Source organism: Flavobacterium sp. (genome assembly GCF_031411595.1).
Lineage (GTDB): Bacteria > Bacteroidota > Bacteroidia > Flavobacteriales > Flavobacteriaceae > Flavobacterium.
Genome location: NZ_JANOBI010000005.1, coordinates 24,284 through 45,084 on the forward strand (window position 1 = coordinate 24,284; position 20,801 = coordinate 45,084).

A 20,801-nucleotide genomic window follows, 5' to 3' on the forward strand; every position below is an offset into this window, starting at 1 on the left:
TCTGCGGTGCAAATGTACAACAAATAATAAGTTATTCAATATCAATCAGTTAAATTTTTCTAAAAGTATAAATAATGAAATTTGAAATCGCCTCGACCGCTGATTTCAAACGTTGGAGCCGGGATTTTAATCGTATTAAAAATCTGAAAAATCGTTTTTAAAACGTGTGATTTCGTTTGAATTTTCGTCAAATCGGCGTCGAAACTCAAATAATATTGTCTGAATCTTTCCGATTCCGTAAGAAAAACCGTGTTGACCAATTCTTCATTTCCCGTAATCATTCCTTCGGCGCCATAGCCAATAGCCACATTGAACCATTTTGGAATTTTAGTTTCCTTAAAAAACGAATGAAGATTCACTGAAAGCCAATAGGTTTGTCCGTTGTAATCTTTTAAAATTTGTTCATCCAAAGAACTTCCCAAAACATTTGGTCTCGCTGAAGCGTAAGGTGTGGTGTGAAATGAAAACTTAGGAATAATTCGCTGTTCTTTCCAAACCATTTCCTGCGAAACAAACAACGCCGTTCCGGCAGCATTGGCAGCCACATCACCTAATGAAGCGCCCCAATTGGATGAATAGCCATCCATAACCTCAACGGCTGACATGAATGCAAATCCCATCGTGGAACCATAAATCAATTGGTTTTTTCTACTGACACCGCTCCATGCCAAAGCGTCTTTTCCAAAGCTTCCCAAATGATAGCATGAAAATACGTGACCGGCTTTATCCATTTGCAGCCATTCTGCATTGTCATTGATCGTATGAAAATCAGAACGCGGATAATCAGCATACCAAACTTGATTCAAGCCAACCAAAACAGCCGCTGAAACAGCCGCTTCTGAAATAATCACCGTATTTCTTCTTGGAAGATTTAAAGTATCCGACGGTTTTAAAAACGAATCGAGTTTACCTTGACCAAAAACATTCGGTAAAGCGATGGCGCAAAAAAATACCGTTAATAGTAATTGGTTTGGTTTCAAAATTTATCGTTTTATACCTTGACTCGAAATCCAGGCGACATACTTCTGGCGATTGGCTTCGTGTTGGGCTGGTGTCACAGCAAATTCGTGGTAACCAAATCGGGTGACACTTGCGCAAAAATAAATGTAGTTGTGATGCTCCGGATTTAATACAGCATCTAATGCAGTAATGTCAGGCATCGCGATAGGTCCTGGTGGCAAACCTGCATACATATAAGTATTGTATGGTGAATTGGTAGCCAAATCTTTATTCAACACGCGTTTAATCACTTGGTTGAAATCGTTGGATTGTAATTTCACTGCATAAATTACTGTTGGATCGGCTTCTAGTTTCATTCCTTTTGCTAAGCGATTGAGATAAACGCCCGCCACTTTAGGTCTTTCATCTTTTTTGACCGTTTCCTTGTGTACGATGGAAGCCAAAATGGAAACTTGAATCGGTGTCAAATTTAGTTTTTTAGCTTTTTCTAAACGCTCTGCTGTCCAGAATTTGTGGTATTCTTTGAGCATTTTGTTGCGGAATTTCTCAGCGGAAGTATTCCAGAAAAACTCATACGAATTGGGAACGAACATCGCCAATACGTTTTGCTTTGTGAATCCGTTTTCGTCTAAAAACTTTTGGTCTGTGAATGCGTTAAGTAATCTTAGACTATCGGCTTCAATCTGAGTACTAATTCGACCGGCGAAATTCTCAAGTCGCTCTTGGTTGTTAAATGCAATATTAACAGGAACATTTTGGCGTAGTGAATTGATGATTTCATTACTGTTCATTCCTTTCTTCAATAGAAATTTACCGGATTTGTCGGTTCTCTCAGGATAAGCTTTCTTTTGAGCTACTTTTTCAAAACGATCCATGTCTTTGATGTATGGAATTACGGCTTGTTTTACCGCTTCATAATTCGCATCGGTTGGAATGTAAACATAAACTTGCTCCTCAGAAAATTTCGTATTATCGGCAAAAATATCCCGATACATCATATAGCCGTAAATGATTAAAATAGTGATTAAAACTACGGAAGCCAGTGCTGCGATTTTTTTAAAATTCAAAACGTAAATGATTTAAAGTTGATGATTGATTAATTGGAATAAAGCTTCGTCTTTGTATTGGCCGTCGACTAAATTCCACTGTTTTTTGACTCCGATTTTTTGAAAACCAAATGTAGTAAAAAGACTTAAACTCGGTTGGTTTTCGGTATTGATATTCGCATACAATTGATGCAAATTTAACTTTCTGAAAGCATATTGAATCAACAATCCTAATGCTTCTTTACCAATTCCGATGTTTCTGTCTTCTTGATTTTGAATTAATATGCCAACGCCTGCTCGGTTATTTTTGGGATCAAAATCGAATAAATCTATAAGTCCAACCGCGGGGAAATTTTGGTCTTTACAAATTGCCAACCGCAATTGTTTGGCTTCGTATATATCTTGATGCGCGTTTTTTAAATATTGTTTGATTAAAAATCGACTATAAGGCGTTTGGGTATTGCTGACTTCCCAAATCGATTCATTATTTTCGACTTCATACAAGAACTCCAAATCATTGGGTTCGAGCGCGCGCAAATAGATGGATTCTCCTTTTAGTGTTAGCATGCGATTTCTCCTTTATAAACAAAAGTGGCCGGGCCTTTTAGAAATACATTCGTGTATTGGTTGTCTTTTTCATCAAACGAAACGGTTAATGTTCCGCCTTCGACTTGAATTTCTACCGAATTGGAAGTTGTTTTTCCTAAAGCATGCATCGCAATCGCAACTGCTGTAGCTCCGGTTCCGCAAGAAAGTGTTTCATCTTCTACGCCTCTTTCGTAAGTCCGAATCGCAAACGTCACATCATCAATCTGTTTTACAAAATTGACATTGCTTCCGGCCTTTCCATACAATTCACTATAACGAATTCTACTGCCTTGGTTTTTCACATCCAAATGTCGCAAATCATCTACGAAAGTCACATGATGTGGCGAGCCGGTATTTAAAAACACATAATCCTTTTCGATATTGATGCTATCAACGTCGCCCATTTGAAGTGATACAATACCGCCGTCGAAAGTGGTGGCATGATGCAAACCATCAATCGCTTCGAACGCCGCTTCATTTTTAATGATTCCCAAACTTTGGGCAAAAGCAACAATACATCGACCACCATTGCCGCACATCGAACTTGGATTTCCATCGGAATTGTAGTAGACCATTTTGAAATTGGCATCCAAATCATTTTCCAAGAGAATCAAACCATCGCCACCAATACCGAAGCGTCGGTCGCATAAATGTTTGACCAACTTGATGTTGTCTTTGGGAAAAGTAAGCCCGCGATTGTCGATCATCACGAAATCGTTTCCGGTGCCTTCGTATTTATAGAATGTAATTTGCATACAGTGTTCGAATGAATCCCAAAGGTACAAATAATATATAAAAATGAATACTCCGTTTTGTTGTCGAATCGCTTGAATACTAATGAAAAGTTAATCCTTGTTAAACGAGCGTTAAACTGTTTTCTCGAAAACAATACTTTTATAATTTTACGTTTGAAATTTAAAAACCAAAACGTTTAACTAAAATTTTAAAAGCAAAATGAAAAAATTTTCGAGTTTATTTTTAGTGTCATTGTTAAGTGGAGCTACAACACTTGGAGGCTACAAATTATTGATAGACAATGACGGATTTTTTTCAAAACAAAAAAATGTAGTCACATTAGCGCCGGAAAATTATGCTAAAAATGTAGGTTTGGTTCCCGAAGGATTAGATTTTACTGAAGCGGCTGACAAAACCATTCACACGGTGGTTCACGTTAAAAATGTTTCCTACAGAACAGTTTCCAATCCAATGATGGAATTTTTCTACGGGTATAGTGGCGGTCAACAACAAGAGCAAGTTGGTACCGGTTCGGGCGTTATCATTTCTGAAGACGGTTATATCGTGACCAACAATCACGTGGTCAAAGACGCTTCGGACATCGAAATCACATTAAACAACAAAAAAACATACAAAGCAAAATTGGTCGGCACCGATTCTAAAATGGATATTGCTTTATTGAAAATCAATGCCGATGAAAAATTACCTTACTCTGTTTTTGCCGATTCTGATAATGCAAGAGTTGGTGAATGGGTTTTGGCTGTTGGTAATCCGTATAATTTAACGTCAACCGTTACAGCTGGTATTGTTTCTGCAAAGGCCAGAAATTTAGATACCAACGGAATTCAATCGTTCATTCAAACGGATGCGGCAGTGAATCCTGGTAATAGCGGCGGCGCTTTAGTCAATACTCGCGGAGAATTGATTGGGATTAATACCATGATTTCATCACAAACCGGTTCTTATGTTGGGTATTCGTTTGCAGTTCCATCGAATATTGCGAGAAAAATCATCGAAGATATTATGGAGTTCGGTAATGTGCAACGTGGTATTTTAGGTGTTGAAGGTGGCGAACTCAACAGTTCCGCTTCGAAAGAATTGGGCATCAAAGAAACGCAAGGATTCTACATTAAAAAAGTAACTAAAAATTCGGGCGCCGAAAAAGCAGGTTTGACCAAAGGCGATATCATCGTAAAACTCGACAATCAGAATATTACCACTTATGCTGAATTATCGGGTTTCATTAATACGAAAAGACCGAATGACAAAGTGCAAGTTTCTTACATCAGAGACAATAAAACCTATACTGTTCCCGTTGTATTAAACAAAAACGAGTTCGTAACAACGGAATTTAAAGGCATTGAATTGGAAAACATTGATGCCACGGACAAGAAGAAGTTCAATATCGATTCGGGTGTTCGCATCAAAGAAATCAACAACGATAATTTGAAACCGTATTATGATGAACTCAAAGGAACGATTATTCTGAGTATCGACAATATGAAAACGACTGATGTCGAAACCACTTCGAGAATCTTAGAGAAAAAAGATGAAAACCAAAGTGTTAGTATCGAAATGATTAACAAAATAGGTCAACGTATCAGAATCATTATTTAAAATTGGTTAGTTAGTAGTTCTGAAAAAGCCATCTCACATTTGAGGTGGCTTTTTTATTTCAAAAAAAGTTAAAAAACATTTTACGAAAACGTTTGAAATCAATACTTTTGCACCGAATTAAAGCATAAACAACACTAACTATTTTATAATTTCCAAACATGAGCAACATCAATTCTTACGAAAAGGAAGTTTCTTTTCAAGTCGACAGACGAAGAGCAAGCGTCGAATTTATTAAAGTCATCAGCGATTTATGGTATGACAAATCCATCGAAATGGTTTTGTTTCGCAATGTACTGATCAATCGAAATGTGAGCGACATCATCAACCTTCATGAATATGCTGGAGAATTTGTGGGCAAACCAATTTCCATTTTCGACTCGGTTGAAATTGCAAAAGCAATCCTTTCAATGGATTTGCCGCCTTCAAAACTCGACATTGGTAAACTCACCTACGAATTCAATTTAGAAAACAACAAATACGGCAATGCGAGAGCTTTCGTTATCGACAAATTAAGAAACGCGAGAGACACCCAAGACATTCAACCCAAAGATGTAGTTTTATACGGATTCGGTCGTATCGGCCGTTTGCTTGCTCGCGAACTGATGTCGAAAATGGGCAAAGGCAACCAATTGCGTTTGCGTGCGATTGTTACGCGGGATAAAAACGACGCTGTTACTTTAGAAAAAAGAGCTTCGTTGTTGCGTTATGATTCCATTCACGGCGATTTTCAAGGTTCTGTCATTGCAGATGCTGAAAATAATGCTTTGATTATCAACGGAACTACGGTACATATCATCACAGCAAATGGCCCAGAAGAAATTGATTACACGCAATACGGTATCAGTGATGCCTTGGTGATTGATAACACCGGAGCCTTTACAACGCATGACGCTTTGGCAAGACATATGGTTTCAAAAGGGGTTTCAAAAGTATTGTTGACCGCACCCGGAAAAGGTGTACCGAATATTGTTCATGGTGTGAATCAAAACGAATACAATCCTGATGAAATCGATATTTTCTCGGCGGCATCTTGTACCACCAATGCCATCACTCCTATTCTAAAAGCGGTTGAAGATACTTTAGGTGTCGTAAAAGGCCATTTAGAAACGATTCACGCGTATACCAATGACCAGAATTTGGTTGATAATATGCACAAAAAATACCGTCGTGGTAGAGCTGCGGGACTTAATATGGTGATTACAGAAACCGGTGCGGGAACTGCAGTGGCTAAAGCATTGCCTACTTTAACCGGGAAATTGACATCGAATGCGATTCGCGTTCCGGTTCCTAATGGTTCTTTGGTCGTGTTGAATTTGGAAGTCAGCAAAGAAACTTCAATCGCCGAAATCAATGCGATTATGAAAAAATATGCTTTGGAAGGTGAACTTGTAGAGCAAATCAAATATTCTTTAAACAACGAATTGGTTTCTTCGGATATCATCGGAACCTCAGCGCCATCGATTTATGACAGCAACGCGACGATTGTGTCTGCCGACGGAAAAAACATCGTGTTGTATATTTGGTATGACAACGAATATGGGTACAGCCATCAAGTGATTCGCTTGGCGAAATATATTGCGAAAGTAAGACGTTATACTTATTATTAGTAGTTAGTCAAAACGCCAAAAATAGAAAATCCGCTTCTTATTGAGGCGGATTTTTTATTTGTCATTATTTATTTTAGAAGCTAATCCCGCTATCCATTCCCAATCTTTTGTGCCGAACACCGTCACAAAAGGATTTCCATTACTATCGGGGCTAGGGTATTCTAGTAACCGGAAACCCGCGTGAGGGATAGAGCCATTGTCTGAGCTCTTTTTGCGCCGGCGTTCGGCACAAAAAAGCGAGTGCGAAAGCCCGACCCTTGTGGTCACGCCCAAAAACCGACAACCAATAACTTACAACTATTCTTTTGACTTGGTTAGATAATACACCGGAATTCCTGCCAGCATAATCAAAACACCCCAACCACACGTGCTCGTTTTCGTAAACAACAACGCGATGGAAACTGCGCTAGCCACGACAATATAAAAAGCCGGAAGAAATGGGTAACCAAAAGCGCGGTATGGTCTTTCGGCGTCCGGCTTTTTTTTGCGAAGGATGAAAATACCGTAAATCGTGAGGATGTAAAAGATTAAAACGATGATGATGACGAAATCTAATAAATCGCCGTATTTGCCTGTCAAACACAAAGCGGAAGCCCAGATGCATTGCGCCCATAATGCCCATGCGGGAACGCTTGCCGAATTGAGATGTGCGGCTTTTTTGAAGAACAAACCATCTTTGGCCATGGTATAATAGACGCGTGCACCAGCCATGATTAATCCGTTGTTGCAAGCGAATGTTGAAATCATGATCATTACGGCGATAATCAAAGTGCCGATATTTCCAAAAATATATTGGCAAGCTACTACGGCTACGCGATCTGATTTGGCGGTTGCGATTTCGTCGAATGGAATTACGGCCAAGTACATTAGATTCGCTAGAATATAAATGATGGTTACGATGAAAGTTCCCAGGAACAAACTCAAACCAACGTTGCGTTTTGGGTTTTTGATTTCACCTGCGATAAAAGTTACGCCATTCCACGCATCGCTTGAAAACAATGAACCTACCATCGCGGCGGCAATTCCTGAAATTAGAGCTACTCCACTAATTGGCAGCCAAGAAGCGGTTTCTTTTATGTAGGATTTTGTGGCCCACATATCAGTCCAATTGGCATTCCATATTTCGGCTTTGGCACCTAATAGGAAACCAAAAACTACCAATCCCAACAACGACAGAATTTTAATTACGGTTAGAATAGATTGTAGTGTTTTGCTGTTTTTTACGCCTCGACTATTGAGATACGTCAGAATTACAATGGTGATTATCGAGACAATTTGTGCGGCGTGTAATGTGAAACCACCACTTTGAAAGAGAATATTTTCTTCGCTCATTACCGGAAACAAATAGGCTGCAAATTTCGAAAACCCTACGCCTACAGCTGCGATGGTTCCGGTTTGAATGACGGCAAAGAAACTCCAACCGTATAAGAATGCGATGAGTTTGTTGTAGGCTTCTCTAAGATAAACATATTGACCGCCTGCATTGGGAAACATCGCGCTCAACTCGCCATAACTGACTGCGGCTATCATGGTGATGATTCCCGAAATTACCCAGATTAAAGTTAGCCAGCCTGCAGAACCCACTTGACGTGCAATGTCGGAGCTTACTATAAATATTCCTGAACCTATCATAGACCCTACGACCAGCATGGTTCCGTCGAATAATCCGAGTTCTCTTTTAAAATGTTCTTGGTTTTGGTTTTCCATAATATCGGTTTTGGTTTGTTTTTTCAGTATTGGTTAAAGATATAAAAAAGTTGATATGTTGAACTTCCCAAAAAAACAATAAAAAAACCTGCTCGTGTTGATGAGCAGGTTTTTCGTGTAATAATAAATAAAATTAATAAACTAAAAATTGTATTTTGGCAATGATGTCTGGTTTATTATGGCTTGTAGATATTTTTCGTGGTGGTTATTCCGTTGCACTTCACTTTAACAATGTAATAGCCTCTGCGTAATCCGCTTAAATCTGTTGATGTTGCTTTTAACTGTCCGTTTTGGTTGTATACTTTTATCGTATAATTTTGACTTGGAAGGTTATTGATTACAAGAGTGCTAGTGCTGCTTACAAATAATATTTCGACTGGTAAAACAACAGGCACAATTATTACTGGTGGAATCACGATTACTGGTGGAATTACTACTGGGTCAATTACAACTGGATCTATTATTACAGGGTCGGTAGTCGTTGAACTTGTAATTGTAACCGTCTGATTTAAGTTATTGTATCCTTTGGTAGCATCCCAAGTTCCGGTGTTGGCACATCGAATTGAAAAATATGGATTGGTTAGTGTTTGATCGGGTAAATTCAAATACAATTGGTAAGTTCCGTTTGGAGCTGCTCCGGCTAAACTTTTAATCAATTGAATTGCTGTTCCTTTTTTCCAGGCTTTTAAATCGCTGCTGATTTCAACGGAATACTCGGTAGCTGTTGCGGTGTTTTTTAAGACAACGTATGCTTTTCTCGATTTATAAACATTCGCATAACCTGAATTTTGAAGATTGATTGTTAGTGTATTGTTTGAAAAGGATGAATTTAATAATTCAAATCGATAGCCCAGTTTTCTTTCCATTTCAGCGTAACAACCTTGTGATGTCCAACTGGTAATGTTGGCAGTTAAATAATCTTTATTCATTAAACTCCAATTGTATTTGTTCAATTCAACTACTGCATTACTACAGTCAGTTCTTGGAGCATTAATCTGATTGGTTTCACCTGTCATAGGTAAGTTTTCTGTTTGAGCCACCAGATAATTACTATCGGTTGTACTCGGAGCACTTTGCACATTATTGACTAAAAACATTCCTGAATCTCCCCATTCACCAAGAAAAGCATCATTATAAAAACCGATTCTATTGTGCCCGCTTGGATATAATTTTTGTTTGTAAAACAGATAACGCACTTGAATTGGAATTTCAATTGGAGTGGCATTAATCATAGCTTCTAAAACTTCTTTTCGATTGGCCCATTGTGTAGTAGTATATTGGGTGTAATCGCCATTACCGAAATCGGCAACTTGACTCGTGTAATAATTTTCGCCCCAACATCCAATCCAGCCGTATTGATACATTGAAATAACATCTTTGTTGGCTGCAATAATTGGTGCTACTTGTTGAATATGAGCTAGCATTTGTGCTTTTGTAGCATCTAAAACTGCTGCGGATTCGCTTTGTGAATAAGCAAATCGGATCATTACTTTCATTCCTGAGTTTCGGATCGTATTAAAATCAGTTTGCATATTCGCAAGAAATGCGCTTGAAATTGGCGATGACGTAAACTGAGTCAAATAAAAAATTCTTTGAACTACTGAAATGTTTTGTGTTCTGTAAGAACTCAATGTACTTGCGCTTATAAACGAATAACTCGTTGTTGATCCACTTGATGAATAGTGGTAAAATCCTCTGTCAGGATTCGGGAAACTTTCTGTGCTAGCTGTGTAGCTTTGATTTTGTCCGTGGGCTGCTACTGCTATCAGTAACATGAGTAAAAAATTTTTCATAATAGTAGGTTAAGGTTTTCATACTTCTTTGTTTTTAGGGAGAAGCATTACTATCATTTGGGGACAATAATAACACACCACAAATTAATATGATAATTGGTTACTGAAAATTAAATATTCGATAAAGTGTAATTTTTATTCGATTAAATACTTAAAAAATATTTTTAATTAAGTATTTACTTACAAATAAATTAAAAAAAAAGATGACGTAATTGATGTTTTAGCAAAAAACATTTTACAATAAAAGCAGTTCCCAAATAACAAACTTTTAGATCAAAAAAGAAGTCAAAATTCTTTGATAGGTCGTTAATTATTTAAGGGAAAATTAATGCAGATAAGCGTTGGGAGAATCCCAAAAGAAAAGTAAATTATTCATAGCACGCAGGTTAAGATTTAAAATTGTAATTATTAATTTTGAGTTTTATTTTAACATGCATTTTTCATAATGGGGATTACTAAACAATGCATTACAAACATAACAAGATTAAAAGCACATAAAACCGACGAACGACTTAATTATGTGAATTTTAACGTTTAAAAACGCCATAATCAATCATTTGTAAGAAATAACTATTAAAGTTTAATACACTTGTAAGAAATCATCGTTACTATAAGACATTAAAGTTATTAACTATTTGATTATCGTTTGTTTATAAGTAATTTTTTAATCAGAAAATTATTCCACTTAAAATAAAAAAACAATTTAATCAAAAAATTAGCGCAACCTTATTATAAGAATACATCAAAAAAAGTCAAAAAAAAATCCCCGAATTTCTTCGAGGATTTCACATTTCTATAAAGATTAAAATCTAAGCATTTCCTGCAGCGGCAATTAAATTTAAAGCAGAACCTGCAACAAACCAACCTATTTGTCCATCGTTGTAAGTGTGATTCGCCATGATGATGTCTTTTGTTCCATCATCGTGGATAAACTCTAATGTCAGCGGTTTAGCCGGAGCAAAATTAACTAAATCAATAAAGTTAATGATATCGTTCTCTTGAATTTTATCGTAATCCGATTCGTTAGCAAATGTCAAAGCCAACATACCTTGTTTTTTCAAATTGGTTTCATGAATACGAGCGAATGATTTCACCAAAACAGCTTTCACACCTAAGAATCTAGGCTCCATAGCTGCATGTTCGCGAGAAGAACCTTCTCCATAATTATGATCTCCAACAACAATCGTTGGAATACCTGCAGCTTTATAATCGCGCTGTACAGCAGGCACTGCATCATATGTACCCGTCAACTGATTTTTAACCGAATTTGCTTTTTGATTGAAAGCGTTAATCGCACCAATCAACATATTATTGGAAATATTATCCAAATGTCCTCTGAAACGCAACCAAGGTCCAGCCATTGAAATATGGTCAGTGGTGCATTTACCAAAGGCTTTAATCAATAATTTCGCACCCGTAATGTTTTGTTTATTCCATGGTTCGAATGGTGCTAGAAGTTGTAATCTTTCAGAAGTTATCGAAACCAAAACTTGTACTTTAGAACCGTCTTCCGATGGCGCATGAAAACCAGCATCTTCAACATCAAATCCTTTTGGTGGCAATTCGTTTCCGGTTGGTTCATCTAATTTAACTTCAACTCCATCTTCATTAATCAAAGTATCCGTTAATGGATTGAAAGACAAATCACCCGCAATGGCTAATGCTGTTACCAATTCAGGTGATCCAACAAAAGCTAAAGTATTAGGATTTCCATCGGCGCGTTTAGAAAAATTTCTGTTGAAGGAATGCACAATCGTATTGCGTTCTTCCTTCTCGGCACCTTCTCTATCCCACATTCCTATACATGGTCCGCAGGCATTCGCAAATACTGTAGCTCCAATTTTATCGAAAATATCAATAAAACCGTCGCGCTCAATAGTATAACGAACCAACTCAGAACCTGGTGTTATCGTAAACTGAGATTTTGTTTTCAAATTTTTATTGGAAACTTGTTGTGCCAACGATGCTGCTCTGGCAATATCTTCATAAGAAGAGTTAGTGCAAGAACCTATTAAACCTATATCAATTTTCAACGGCCAATTGTTTTTGATAGCTTCTTCTTTCATCTTAGAAATCGGAGTCGCCAAATCCGGAGTGAATGGTCCGTTTAAATACGGCTCTAATTCAGATAAATTGATTTCAATAACCTGATCAAAATACAATTCTGGATTGGCATATACTTCGTCATCACCGGTTAAGTATTTTGCAATTTTATTGGCTTCATCGGCTACATCTGCCCTATCGGTCGAACGCAAATAGCGATCCATTGAAGCGTCATAACCAAAAGTGGAAGTCGTCGCACCAATCTCAGCACCCATATTACAAATGGTTCCTTTTCCAGTGCAAGACATTGCTGTTGCTCCTTCACCAAAATATTCAACGATAGCTCCGGTCCCACCTTTTACGGTAAGAATTCCAGCTACTTTCAAAATCACATCTTTTGGAGCTGTCCATCCGGATAATTTACCCGTAAGTTTTACACCAATCAGTTTTGGAAATTTTAATTCCCAAGCCATTCCTGACATCACATCGACAGCATCTGCACCACCTACTCCAATCGCTACCATTCCTAATCCGCCTGCATTTACAGTGTGAGAATCAGTTCCAATCATCATTCCTCCAGGGAAAGCATAATTTTCTAAAACTACTTGGTGAATAATTCCGGCACCTGGTTTCCAAAAACCAATACCATATTTATCAGAAACAGAAGATAAAAATTCAAAGACTTCATTGCTTTGTGTTTTCGCGCGTGCTAAATCTGTTTTGGCATCAACCTTCGCTTGTATTAAGTGATCACAATGAACCGTTGTTGGTACAGCCACTTTACTTTTACCGGCATGCATAAATTGCAATAAAGCCATTTGTGCTGTCGCATCTTGACAAGCTACACGATCGGGAGCAAAATCAACATAATCTTTTCCACGCGTAAAGGCATGAGAAGGCATTCCTTCCCACAAATGATTGTATAATATTTTTTCTGTAAGTGTAAGCGGTCGACCAACAATTTCGCGTGCTTTGTCTACACGAGTGGTCATATTGGCGTACACTTTTTTAATCATTTCAATATCAAAAGCCATAATCAATAAAGGTTAATTTGTTTGCTGTGCGAATTTACGAAAACGTTGTACTACTAAAAAGTTTTTAATCAAATATGTTGGTTGCACTACATAATTTACGAATAGGTCGTTTTAGTTTGATATTTTTTAGCAATAACAAAATTAAAGTAAGAAAAAATGAAAATTCTTAATTTTTATCTCTTAAATCCATCATTGGTTTTTCAAAAAAACGATACACAAAGTAACTTAAAGTGACCGTTATAGCAATATAAACTGCCGTAAAAATGTGAAGCTTCAGTAGATTTTGAGGATCGATAACTATCCAACTTTTCATCAATTGCAAAATGATACTATAATGCAATAAGTAGATTGAATATGAAATCATACTAATGAATGTGATTGGTTTCGAAAGTTTCGAATCAAATGTTTTCCATTGCGATAATATGGGTAGAAAAAAAGCTATTGAAATCGACACCAAAGGCAGATAAAATACATTCCAAAATAGCGGATGGGTTGTAATCAAAATTCGAAAATAACCAATCCCCACAAACAAAAAAGCCATGCTCAAAATACCGAACAAACAAAACATCTTGCTGAATTTTTTCCAAAACAATTGAAAATTAAAAGCTATCCAACTGCACAAAACACCAATAAAAATAGCATCCAATCGATAAACAACGACCGATTTTACCGCAGCATTCCATAGATTAATATCAGTATTATTGGTTGCGATATGGAATAGCATCTTAGCCATTAAACTCATCGATATTAAAACACTTATAATCACAACAAAAGAAAGAGATCGATTTTTAGGTTTATAAAGCAATAACGCTAAAGGCAATAGAAAATAACTAAATTCTTCTATACTCAAACTCCATGATTCTGGAAAAAAAGGCAGCATCGTTCCATTAAAATTTTGAAGGAATAGGAAATATCGCCAAACATTTCCATCCAAAGAAGTGTAGAAAAAAGCAATTAGAACATTCATCAACAAAACCAAATAATACGTTGGTAGTGTCCTAAACCATCTTCTTTTTAAAAAATAAAAAACAGTTTTCTTGCTATACTCTTCATCGACATACAAACGATATACAATCGAACCAATAAGAAAACCACTGAGTACAAAAAAAATCTCAACGCCAAGAAAAGCAAAAACTTGAAATATTGAAGTCAAAAAAACATTAGTACTGGGATAAATCCACAAGCAATGGCCAAGAAGCACCAAAATAATAGCCAAAGCACGCATTAAATCTAAACCGAAAACCCTTTCTTTGGTTGAAGTCAAATGCATAATATTGTACTTTTGTAAGTATGAAGAAATCAAAGATATATAAATTTTTAGGAGCTGTCGTTTTTCTTTCCATTATTGCCGCGGGAATTTTTTATTGGCAATTGCCCAACCGACATAAGGCCATTGTTAAAAGTTACTTGTTGTATAAAACGGGAATTATTGACAATCAATGGGACGTTAGCAATGATAAAATAGAGTATAAAATGATTTCGCCCGACTTTTATATTGATGGCATTTACCGATCGATGGAAGGCCCGAAAGCTACCAATTACGTACAACTTACGACGGACAGCAGTCTGATATACATCACCGGTTTTAAAGTAAAAGCCATTGATTCAAAAACAAAAGCGACGATTTCAAAAGACTTTATTTGCCACACCAATATCGATTTTAATGATGTCAGTTATTATAGCATTTTCAATTTAAAAAATCGAATTGGAAAACAGTATCCACGAATGGCTACATTGTCACACGGTTTTGAAAGTTACGAATTCCCGAAAGGTTATGGCGTTCCAATGAAAGGTAAAAATTTGCTTTACATTTCAACTCAAGCTTTAAATCATAATCTTAAAGACATCCGGAAATTAATCAAGCATGAAGTAACCATTCGTTATTCAAAAGATAGAAATACCAAGCCATTAATGTGCAGAACGATTTTTATAGAATTGCCTTTTGATGAAAATGATCCTTATAAAAGTCCGCTAGATCCTGCAAGCAACATGTGTGTTCCGGTGGAAACCAAAAACCATGTTTATCAAGATCAAAATGGAAATAAACTTTCCGGGCATTGGGTGATTCAACCGGGTAAAAAAACATTCACAAGCGATGTCAATGGTCAATTGGAAATTAAAGACAGTTTACGTTTGCATGCTGCTACGATTCATGTGCATCCATTTTCAACTGCGATAATTTTATTCGATAAAACCACACAAAAAGTGATTTTCAAAAGCAAAATCACCAATCATACCGATCGAATTGGCATCACGAAGATTGAATCTTTTACTTCTGAAGATGGCATTTGGCTATATAACAATCATGATTATGAATTGCAACTCAATGTAAACAATACAACCAATAATACCATAGAAATGATGGGTAGTATGTCGTTGTTTTTTTATGACAAAGAATTGGACGCGATATTAAAAGGAAACGAACTTTCGGATTAAAATAACGAAGCGATAATCTTTTCGATAGTAATTCCTTCTGCGTCGGCTTTGTAGTTTTTCACCACGCGATGTCTTAATATTCCAATCGCAACCGCTTTCACATCTTCGCTGTCCGGAGAAAATTTTCCGTTGAAAGCGGCATGGGCTTTGGCGGCTAAAATTAAATTCTGCGAAGCTCTTGGTCCTGCACCCCAATCAATATAATTCTTAATAAAATCTGTTGACAGTGCGTTGTCCGGACGTGTTTTGCTTACCAAAGTAACCGCATATTCAACCACATTATCCGGCACCGGAATACGACGTAACAAATGTTGAAAATCGATAATTTCTTGCGCTGTGAATAACGGATTTATAGTCGCTTGTTTATCGGAAGTGGTGCTTTTTACGACTTCCACTTCTTCTTGAAAAGAAGGATAATCCAATTTAATCGAAAACATAAAACGGTCTAATTGCGCTTCTGGCAAAGGATACGTTCCTTCTTGTTCGATTGGATTTTGAGTCGCCAATACGAAATACGGCAAAGACAATTTATAATTGTGACCGGCAATGGTTACCGCGCGTTCCTGCATCGCTTCTAATAAAGCAGCTTGCGTTTTTGGTGGTGTTCTATTGATCTCATCTGCCAAAATAATGTTGGAAAAAATGGGGCCTTTTATGAATTTAAACTGGCGATTTTCATCTAAAATTTCACTTCCCAAAATATCGGATGGCATCAAATCCGGCGTAAACTGAATGCGTTTAAAATCCAATCCCAAAGCTTGAGCAATCGTATTGACCATTAGTGTTTTGGCCAAACCGGGAACACCAACCAATAAAGCATGGCCGCCCGAAAAAATACTCAACAGTATCTGATCTACAACTTCGTCTTGCCCAACAATGATTTTGGAGATTTCATTCTTTAATTCGATTCTTTTTTGAACGAGATTTTGTATTGCTGTTACGTCTGACATTCCGGTAGGATTTTAGATTTTAGATTTTGGATTTTAGATTTAGAAAATACTAAATGTTGAATCTTATTTTTTAAGCCAATTGTTGGTGAATTCACAATTGCGATAGTCACCATTAATTTTGATGTATGTTTCTTTAATTTTTTCATCAGACCATTTCGCAATGGCATTGATCTGTTTTTCTTTTAATGCCAAGTCTTTAATTTTGATGTAGTCTTTCGCATAATCGGCTGTATGCTCTTCGATACGATTGGTCACCATAATCAACTTGTATTTTTTCTTGCCTGATTGATCGGTATCGATTTGAGGAACAGAAATTTCGCCTTCTTTCAAATTCGATACTTGTGAGTATAAAGACGGATCCATTTTGGTCAATTCGAAATGCGTGTCTTGCGTTTTTGGATTGATCAAAACACCACCGTTGGCTTTGGTTTCTTTTTCATCAGATTCCGTTCTGGCTGCATCGGCAAACGAAATCGATTTATCTTCAATTTTCTTTTTAATCTGTAGAATTCTTTCTTTGGCTTCACTTAGCGATTTATCATCCGTTTTTGGTACCAAAAGAATGTGGCGAAGATCTACATCTTGTCCTTTTATCTTTTCGATGTAGATGATATGCCAGCCGAAATCGGTTTCAAAAGGTTCTGAAATTTCGCCTTCAGACAAACTAAACGCCACATCTTTAAACTCTTTTACGAATGGCGTTTTCTTATTCATTTTATAAAAACCACCATTAGAACTCGATCCCGGATCTTGAGAATACAACACCGCTTTGGTCGAGAAACTGGCGCCTTCCTGAACTTCTTTTTTAAATTCTTTGAGCTTGTCGATTACTTTTTGCTTTTCTTCCTCAGAAATTTTGGGCATCACAACAATCTGCGATACTTCCATTTCAGCTCCAAAAAGCGGCAATTCAGTGGTAGGAATTTTTTTGAAAAAAGTCCGAACTTCTTCAGGTGTAATTTGCACGGCATCGACGATTTTTTTTTGCATCGAACTCGCAAGTTTATTCATTTTAATGATTTCAGAAAGATCACTTTTAAAATCTGCTTCACTGGTTTTTTTGAAGTATTTCACCACTTTATCCATCGAACCCAATTGCTCGACCATGTAGTTGGTTTGCTCTTCCATTTTTGATTTGACTTCATCATCAGTTACGATAATACTGTCTTGAACCGCTTGGTGTGCATACAATTTATCTTCTAATAATTTGCCCAACATCTGACAACGTGTGATGTCTTTAACGGAATTGCCTTGGCTTGATAATTCTAAGAAAGTTTTATCGATATCGGAATCTAAAATATTGTAATCGCCAACCGTAGCAATCACGCCATCTATTTTTTGTCGCTTGCCTTCAACTACAGGTTTCTTAGCTTTTACCGTATCCTTAATAATTTCCTGAGCAAAAATACTTGCCGCCATCATCAAAAAGCAAATGGATAATACCACACTTTTATTTATACACTTCATACTTTTTATCTTTAATGGCATCATCGGTGATTTCCTTTTCAAAATTCTTTATTAATTCTAATTTTCTTTTATTAATGATCACTTCTTGCAACGTTGGTTTCAGGTAATCAAAAGGAGCGATTTGATTCTTATCAATTACATTACTGATTTTGACTAAGTAGTTATTTCCGGCATCCGTTTTTTGAATTGTTTTCCCCGGAACAATATAGTCGTCTCTGTTGTCAGGGTTGATGAAAGGTAGCTTTGCATACACTTGACTCAACTCGACCCAAATGGAATCATTCAACGCAAAACTATTCAACTGCAAAGTGTAAGTATCCCAAAACTTTTTATCTGATGTTCTGAAATCAAAAAATTTGCTTTTGATGATTTCATATTTAGGATTGTCCTTTTTTATATTGATGTACCGCAAACGAACTAATGTTCCGTTGGTTTTAAAATTCTCTTTGTTTTCGCTATAATATTTTTTCAATTCGGTTAAAGAAACAACGGTATCAGTCGTTCTTTTGACCACTTCTTCTAGATAGGCTTTTGTGTAAAGGTCGATTTTGTATTGCTGGATTAAAGTATCAAATTCCGCTTTCTTCCCGGCATTCAAATTGACTTCAGCAACATGAATCAACAATTTCTGAGCAGCCCAACGGTCTATAAAATTCCTTACAATGACAATACTATCTTCTTTCGATATTCCTTTGGGAACTAAATTGGCAATATCTTCTTTATAAAGATAATCCGAATTAACTCGGGCAATGGCTGCAGTTTTGGTGTTGGATTTAAAAAGATTGCAAGCCGTAAAGCAAGCCATCAATCCAATAACAACAGCAAACTTGAACATTATTTATTAAGTTCTTTTTTTACTCTGTCAAAAACATCAGGGAAAGTTTTAATCGTAAATTCCTTCTTCAATTCGCTAACCCAGTTTTGTTCTAGAAATTGTTGGTAATCATTAATCACTTTTCCTTTACATTCCTCGAGGGTTTTCGGCCCAGCCGGCATGATTTTATTGACCATCGTTACGAAATAATAATCGCCATCTTTCTCGATTTCTGAAACACCCACTTCATGTTTAAGGTTCTTTGGCAAAGCATCATTACCGTCTTCAAACACACCAACATTCGTCATTACTGTTACTTTATCTTTGGTGTTCAATTGTTCTTTGATCTTTTCAGGAGCCACTTTTTGTTTGAGCAATTTTTGGGCTTTCTTAATGACATCCATGTTGGTAGATGAAGCGATGATTACATCCAATCTGTTTTTCCATTGGTAAACCGCTTTGTTGCTTTCGTAGAAATTTTTCAAACCTAGCGTATCGGTTTTAGAGCGATCCCAGATTTCTTTTTCCATCAAATCGAAAAGCAATAATCCGTCACGGTATTCGTCCATTACATTAGAAAACTCAGGGAATTCTCCTTCCAAATGATCCGTATAATAAGTCGTTAATTGTTCATCTAAAAATTTCTGATAAAAACTATCCACCAATTTATTGATCGGTTTTAAAGTGATACCAGCTTTTTGTTGGGTTTTCAAATAAATTAAAAAAGTAGTGCCCGTGATGATTTTGTCATTGATGGCAAACAATTTTTTATCGAATGCTTTGGTGTCGGCAGGAACTTCCCATTTGTTATCGTAGTAGTCGTTTGTAACTAATTTTGATAACGCTGCATACATTTTGTCATCTCTTTTAACGACGTATTTTTTTCTTAATTTTTCGTTGAGTGAATTGGTGATTAATCGAGATCGATCATCTTTAGATACTTTATTTTCAAGCTCCACTTTCATTTCGTCGAACGTGCGTACAGCGTGTTTTTCAATCAATTTCACTATGTGCCATCCAAACTTGGTTTGAAAAGGCGTTGATAATGGTTTGTCTTTTGTCAATGAAAAAGCGATATTTTCAAATTCTTCAGAACTCAATTGCCCCGAACCAAAACGAGCTAAAACGCCACCTTTTGAAGAAGAAGATTTGTCATCAGAAAACTGTTTGGCTAAGCTTTCAAAATTCTCACCTTGTTGCAATTTTTGATAAATATCATCAATGTTCTTTTTCATTTTAGCTTTTTCATCCGCATTATCATCTTTTGGATTGAGCAACATAATGTGAGCTACGGTTACTTCACCACGATTGTCTCTGCTGTCTTCCACTTTGATGATGTGGTATCCGAAACGTGTACGAACTGGGTTCGAAATTTTTCCAACAGGCGTTTTGAATGCTGCAGATTCGAAAGCATAAACCATTCTGAAAGAACTGAAATATCCTAAATCGCCTTTGTTGTCTTTAGCGGATGGATCTTGAGAAAATTCTGCCGCTAACTTTCCGAAATCTTCTCCTTTAAGAGCGCGATTGCGGATTTCAACAATTTTGTTGTATGCTTTTAAAGTATCTTCCGGAGCCGCATTTTCATCTACCATCAAAAGAATATGGGAAGCTTTGATTTCTTTTAGTGAACGTTGGTAACCTTCTTCCACCAATTCTTTGGTTACTTTAGAATCGCTTAAATAGTTTTTTGAAAGTTGGGTTCTGTAAGTGGCCAGTTCCGCTTTGTAGGCATCACCGTTTTGTAAACCCAATTTATTGGCTTTATTGATTTTGAGTTTGTAACCAATAAATAATTCGAGATATTGTGCTAAGTCTTTTTGAGATTCGTCTTTAACAAGGTCTAAATTCTTGTTGTAAACTCTAGAAAATTCGTCAGTGAAGTAGGGTTTGTCATCAATTGTAAATAAAACTTCTTTTTTACTACTTTGGGCGTAGCTTATTAAATTTAAAGAAAGTAATACTCCAAGAAACAATTGTTTTATTTTCATTATTTTAAAATTT

15 protein-coding genes are annotated in these 20,801 nt (G+C 36.6%); 3 read left to right on the top strand and 12 right to left on the bottom strand.

Annotated elements, in window-relative coordinates:
- Window positions 1-59 precede the first annotated feature (59 nt).
- From RMO03_RS00775 to dapF, 4 genes are read right to left on the bottom strand one after another with little or no spacing between them, the layout of a single operon-like run.
- Window positions 60-980, bottom strand: coding sequence for a DUF2279 domain-containing protein (locus RMO03_RS00775; RefSeq protein ID WP_409024899.1), 921 nt, complete (start codon window positions 978-980; stop codon window positions 60-62).
- Between the two features lie 3 nt (window positions 981-983).
- A complete protein-coding gene (mltG, locus tag RMO03_RS00780; RefSeq protein ID WP_309640168.1) occupies window positions 984-2,027 on the bottom strand; it encodes an endolytic transglycosylase MltG in 1,044 nt (347 codons plus the stop codon).
- Between the two features lie 12 nt (window positions 2,028-2,039).
- Window positions 2,040-2,573 carry a GNAT family protein gene (locus RMO03_RS00785; RefSeq protein ID WP_309640169.1) on the bottom strand — a complete coding sequence of 178 codons (534 nt, stop codon included), beginning with the start codon at window positions 2,571-2,573 and terminating at the stop codon, window positions 2,040-2,042.
- Window positions 2,567-3,349 carry a diaminopimelate epimerase gene (gene dapF / locus RMO03_RS00790; protein WP_309640170.1) on the bottom strand — a complete coding sequence of 261 codons (783 nt, stop codon included), beginning with the start codon at window positions 3,347-3,349 and terminating at the stop codon, window positions 2,567-2,569. The genes RMO03_RS00785 and dapF overlap by 7 nt, the downstream gene beginning before the upstream one ends.
- Window positions 3,350-3,548: 199 nt before the next feature.
- Between dapF and RMO03_RS00795 the strand changes: the two genes are divergently transcribed.
- Together RMO03_RS00795 and RMO03_RS00800 are read left to right on the top strand one after the other, a co-directional pair.
- Window positions 3,549-4,946: a trypsin-like peptidase domain-containing protein gene (locus RMO03_RS00795; protein ID WP_309640171.1), complete on the top strand. Its 1,398-nt coding sequence runs from the start codon at window positions 3,549-3,551 to the stop codon at window positions 4,944-4,946.
- A gap of 158 nt (window positions 4,947-5,104) precedes the next feature.
- Window positions 5,105-6,553: a glyceraldehyde-3-phosphate dehydrogenase gene (locus RMO03_RS00800; RefSeq protein WP_309640172.1), complete on the top strand. Its 1,449-nt coding sequence runs from the start codon at window positions 5,105-5,107 to the stop codon at window positions 6,551-6,553.
- A 297-nt stretch (window positions 6,554-6,850) separates the two neighbouring features.
- Here RMO03_RS00800 and RMO03_RS00805 read toward each other — a convergent pair whose 3' ends face one another.
- From RMO03_RS00805 to RMO03_RS00820, 4 genes are all read right to left on the bottom strand, one after another.
- Window positions 6,851-8,260 (bottom strand): amino acid permease, encoded by a 1,410-nt coding sequence (locus RMO03_RS00805; RefSeq protein WP_309640173.1) that lies wholly within the window; start codon window positions 8,258-8,260, stop codon window positions 6,851-6,853.
- 176 nt (window positions 8,261-8,436) lie between these two features.
- Window positions 8,437-10,053: a DUF4832 domain-containing protein gene (locus RMO03_RS00810; RefSeq protein WP_309640174.1), complete on the bottom strand. Its 1,617-nt coding sequence runs from the start codon at window positions 10,051-10,053 to the stop codon at window positions 8,437-8,439.
- Window positions 10,054-10,862: 809 nt separating this feature from the next.
- Window positions 10,863-13,130 (bottom strand): aconitate hydratase, encoded by a 2,268-nt coding sequence (locus RMO03_RS00815; RefSeq protein WP_309640175.1) that lies wholly within the window; start codon window positions 13,128-13,130, stop codon window positions 10,863-10,865.
- A 166-nt stretch (window positions 13,131-13,296) separates the two neighbouring features.
- On the bottom strand, window positions 13,297-14,400 hold the full coding sequence (locus RMO03_RS00820) for an acyltransferase (protein ID WP_309640176.1): 1,104 nt from the start codon (window positions 14,398-14,400) through the stop codon (window positions 13,297-13,299).
- Between the two features lie 20 nt (window positions 14,401-14,420).
- Between RMO03_RS00820 and RMO03_RS00825 the strand changes: the two genes are divergently transcribed.
- On the top strand, window positions 14,421-15,566 hold the full coding sequence (locus tag RMO03_RS00825; RefSeq protein ID WP_309640177.1) for a hypothetical protein: 1,146 nt from the start codon (window positions 14,421-14,423) through the stop codon (window positions 15,564-15,566).
- On the opposite strand, the gene RMO03_RS00830 is transcribed toward RMO03_RS00825, so the two are convergent.
- From RMO03_RS00830 to RMO03_RS00845, 4 genes are all read right to left on the bottom strand, one after another.
- Complete coding sequence (locus RMO03_RS00830; RefSeq protein WP_309640178.1) at window positions 15,563-16,516, bottom strand: MoxR family ATPase; 954 nt, start codon at window positions 16,514-16,516, stop codon at window positions 15,563-15,565. The two genes, RMO03_RS00825 and RMO03_RS00830, sit on opposite strands and share 4 nt — an antisense overlap.
- Before the next feature lie 63 nt (window positions 16,517-16,579).
- Window positions 16,580-18,004 carry a peptidylprolyl isomerase gene (locus RMO03_RS00835; RefSeq protein ID WP_309640185.1) on the bottom strand — a complete coding sequence of 475 codons (1,425 nt, stop codon included), beginning with the start codon at window positions 18,002-18,004 and terminating at the stop codon, window positions 16,580-16,582.
- Window positions 17,967-18,818, bottom strand: a complete 852-nt coding sequence (locus RMO03_RS00840; protein WP_309640179.1) for a hypothetical protein — start codon at window positions 18,816-18,818, stop codon at window positions 17,967-17,969. Before RMO03_RS00840 ends, RMO03_RS00835 begins: the two co-directional genes overlap by 38 nt.
- Window positions 18,818-20,788, bottom strand: a complete 1,971-nt coding sequence (locus RMO03_RS00845; RefSeq protein ID WP_309640180.1) for a peptidylprolyl isomerase — start codon at window positions 20,786-20,788, stop codon at window positions 18,818-18,820. The genes RMO03_RS00840 and RMO03_RS00845 overlap by 1 nt, the downstream gene beginning before the upstream one ends.
- Window positions 20,789-20,801 lie beyond the last annotated feature (13 nt).

Bases quoted from the DNA above. Each gene is read 5' to 3' on its own strand.
- RMO03_RS00785 (WP_309640169.1), bottom strand. From the start codon at position 2,573: ATGCTAACACTAAAAGGAGAATCCATCTATTTGCGCGCGCTCGAACCC.
- dapF (WP_309640170.1), bottom strand. From the start codon at position 3,349: ATGCAAATTACATTCTATAAATACGAAGGCACCGGAAACGATTTCGTG.
- RMO03_RS00795 (WP_309640171.1), top strand. From the start codon at position 3,549: ATGAAAAAATTTTCGAGTTTATTTTTAGTGTCATTGTTAAGTGGAGCT.
- RMO03_RS00800 (WP_309640172.1), top strand. From the start codon at position 5,105: ATGAGCAACATCAATTCTTACGAAAAGGAAGTTTCTTTTCAAGTCGAC.
- RMO03_RS00805 (WP_309640173.1), bottom strand. From the start codon at position 8,260: ATGGAAAACCAAAACCAAGAACATTTTAAAAGAGAACTCGGATTATTC.
- RMO03_RS00810 (WP_309640174.1), bottom strand. From the start codon at position 10,053: ATGAAAAATTTTTTACTCATGTTACTGATAGCAGTAGCAGCCCACGGA.
- RMO03_RS00815 (WP_309640175.1), bottom strand. From the start codon at position 13,130: ATGGCTTTTGATATTGAAATGATTAAAAAAGTGTACGCCAATATGACC.
- RMO03_RS00820 (WP_309640176.1), bottom strand. From the start codon at position 14,400: ATGCATTTGACTTCAACCAAAGAAAGGGTTTTCGGTTTAGATTTAATG.
- RMO03_RS00825 (WP_309640177.1), top strand. From the start codon at position 14,421: ATGAAGAAATCAAAGATATATAAATTTTTAGGAGCTGTCGTTTTTCTT.
- RMO03_RS00830 (WP_309640178.1), bottom strand. From the start codon at position 16,516: ATGTCAGACGTAACAGCAATACAAAATCTCGTTCAAAAAAGAATCGAA.
- RMO03_RS00835 (WP_309640185.1), bottom strand. From the start codon at position 18,004: ATGCCATTAAAGATAAAAAGTATGAAGTGTATAAATAAAAGTGTGGTA.
- RMO03_RS00840 (WP_309640179.1), bottom strand. From the start codon at position 18,818: ATGTTCAAGTTTGCTGTTGTTATTGGATTGATGGCTTGCTTTACGGCT.
- RMO03_RS00845 (WP_309640180.1), bottom strand. From the start codon at position 20,788: ATGAAAATAAAACAATTGTTTCTTGGAGTATTACTTTCTTTAAATTTA.